This is a genomic window from Winogradskyella sp. UBA3174 (assembly GCF_002364335.1).
GTDB lineage: Bacteria > Bacteroidota > Bacteroidia > Flavobacteriales > Flavobacteriaceae > Winogradskyella.
In genome coordinates this window covers 607-3,389 of the sequence record NZ_DEXW01000083.1, presented here as the reverse complement: position 1 = coordinate 3,389, position 2,783 = coordinate 607, and the positions used below count along the sequence as shown (strand labels likewise).

The 2,783-nt window shown below is 31.7% G+C and carries 3 protein-coding genes and 1 pseudogene; 1 reads left to right on the top strand and 3 read right to left on the bottom strand.

What is annotated here, in order from left to right:
• From B2U95_RS15795 to B2U95_RS15785, 3 genes are all read right to left on the bottom strand, one after another.
• Nucleotides 1-317, bottom strand: a 317-nt coding sequence (locus B2U95_RS15795; protein ID WP_296317860.1) for a helix-turn-helix domain-containing protein, incomplete at its 3' end; no start/stop codon positions are given.
• 165 nt (nt 318-482) lie between these two features.
• Nucleotides 483-872, bottom strand: a complete 390-nt coding sequence (locus B2U95_RS15790; protein WP_296317858.1) for a DoxX family membrane protein — start codon at nt 870-872, stop codon at nt 483-485.
• Between the two features lie 71 nt (nt 873-943).
• Entirely contained in the window at nt 944-1,699 is a 756-nt protein-coding gene (locus B2U95_RS15785; RefSeq protein ID WP_296317856.1) for a glucose 1-dehydrogenase, read from the bottom strand.
• A 454-nt stretch (nt 1,700-2,153) separates the two neighbouring features.
• Here B2U95_RS15785 and B2U95_RS15780 point away from each other — a divergent pair.
• Nucleotides 2,154-2,783: pseudogene (locus B2U95_RS15780) on the top strand (saccharopine dehydrogenase); the annotation flags it as partial.

Below are 2,783 nucleotides of genomic sequence, written 5' to 3'. Positions count from 1 at the left end.
ACAAAGCAACCTTTGTTATCTTCATCTAGTATGTCATTTTGAATAGCTGTATGAAAAAGTTCTGAGAATCCTATCTTTACATTCGGTCGCGTTTCAAAGAAATGCATAACTCCTTCAAGATTTGTCTTACGGTAAAGCTCAAACGACTTTTTAAAAAGTTGGTTTTTATCTCCAAAAGTATCATAAAGACTTGCTCTATTAATACCTAAATGGCTCACCAAATCTTGGACAGAAGTAGCTGAATAGCCTTGTTTCCAAAACAAATTCATTGCTTTGGTCAAGACTTCATTTTCATCAAAAAGTTTTACTCTTGGCATAATTATTCGTTTTAATATTACAAAGGTAGGCTAATTGGAATAAATGTTCCAGCATTCGTGCATCTTATATATTTACTATTTCAATTCGTTTTAATGCGTGTTTTAATCCTTATTTAAATAATGATGCTTCCTGTACTGGAAGCATCATTATAATTAGATTTATTTTCATTTTGGTTCTGACTTCATCGTAAATATTTGCTTATAGTAATCCCAATATTTAACAATTAGGAAAATATGCAATCCTAAAATAATGATTGCTAAAGGTAAATTCGCTAATAATACAAACGCGTGAAACAAGAATATATGTAGTGAAATCGGTGCTAATACTGCTAATGCCAAAGGAACAAACCGTCCACTTATTAAGGCGATACCAATTAGTATTTCAAGCCCTCTTAATAATGGCCAAAAATAACCAACCTTAGTAAGACCCATCATATAATCCAAAGCCACTCCATCCATTGGTGGATGTGGAATAAACGGAAAGAAATGATTTAACCCAAAAATAAGGAATGGTAATCCTAATAATACTCGTGTTATAGATATTGCTATTTTCATTTTTATATATATTTTAATTAGAAGAAGGATACCGAAAAATCAATTTTCCAATATCCTCGCTATCAATTTTATTATCCTACTAATGGATTAATATTAATTCCTCCATCAATATTGTATTCACTACCTGTAATGAATGAAGCATCATCAGAAGCTAAAAAAGAAACCAATTTAGCTATGTCTTCAGGTTGACCAAATCGCTTTAACGGAATACGATTTTGCATCGCTTCTGCAAATCCATTTAATTGTTCTTCTTCCATTCCTGTTTTACCATAAATTGGTGTTGAAACTGGACCTGGATTTACAGAATTGACACGAATTTTTCTCGGTGCTAGTTCTGTTGCAGCAGTTCGAGTATAGGAATTTAAAGCGGCTTTAGAAGCGGCATAAACTGCCGTATTTGGCATTCCTGTATACGCATTTATAGACGATAAGTTTATAATTGATGCACCATCATTTAATATTGGAAGAAACTTTTCAGTTGTGAAAAACGCACCTTTAAAATTAATTCCCATTTGATGATCAAACATTTCTTCACTTATTTGTCCAATTGGAGCAGCTTGAAAAATTCCTGCATTTACGAATAAGACGTCAACTTTTCCAAATTCTGTTTTTACTTGTTCAACCAAATCTTCGATTGCTGAAATGCTTTCTACGTCTGCAACAATTCCTTTTACACCAAGTTCTTGGGCTGCCTTTTCAACTTTTTCCGGATTTCTTCCTGTGATTACAACAATTGCACCTTCACTTTTTAATTCTTTGGCAGAGGCATAACCAATCCCACTATTACCACCTGTAACAATAGCAATTTTTCCATTTAATTTACTCATCTTTTCTATTTTTTATTTGTTAATTATATTAGAACGTTCGTTCCATTATGCAAACATACGTATAACAGAATGATTATTCCAAATAAAATCGTGAATTATTTAAAACATAAGATATATCTTAATAAAGAATTGAGAAAAAAACCAAGTTTCTCTTTTTTGATTTAGCACACTACTCTTTTAAGCTCACAGAATGACTTTGATTGAAAAGCTTGCTCGAAGCTGATCTCTAAAAAGTTTCCTACGCTTACCCCCTATTCGTGATATGCTCATATACTTATCTTCGAAAGTGCTATTCTGCTTTAAGTCACTGAATGGAAATATGAACAACAGTCCTCTTAACTAATAAAAATATTTATATAGCATTAGAAAGGAATTGCTTATTGGACATTTGTCCTTTATCAATCGTCCTAAGGGTTTTAATTTTGCCCCTATTAATTTAATAAACAAAAACAAGATGAGTGCTACTCTATTAATTATTGGCGGAACTGGTTTGATAGGAAAAACCATTCATAATATGCTTTCCAAAAGAGACCCACAGTTAAAAATACTAATTGGGACGCGACAAAAAGATATGATTCCAAAGCATATTCAGATAGATGTAAATAACTTAGAATCGTTTGAATCATTGAAAAAGCATTCTATAAATGTAATTATTGTTTGTACAAAAGACGCAAATAATCATGTTTTGAATTACGCAGTAAAACATAAAATTGATTATATTGATATTACAAAACCTTCAAATGAATTAGTAAAGGCTCATGATAGCATTAAACATAATTTAATAGACAGTAAAATTGTATTTAGTTCGGGCTGGATGGGTGGAATTGCTCCCTCATTGCTCTATGCTACCGGTATTTTGGCAAAAGACATACAAAGTGTCAAAATGATGGTTTACTACTCTACTAAAGATAAAGCAGGCAGCAGTTCAGCCGATTTTATGGCTCATAATGTGAGCAAACCATTTTTCTTTTATCAAAACAATGTAGCCAAACAAACAAAACATTTTTTAGATGGAGAGGATACTATATTCCGTTTCGATAATCAAAAAAGAAAAGTATCTGACTTTGATATTCCAGATTTATAT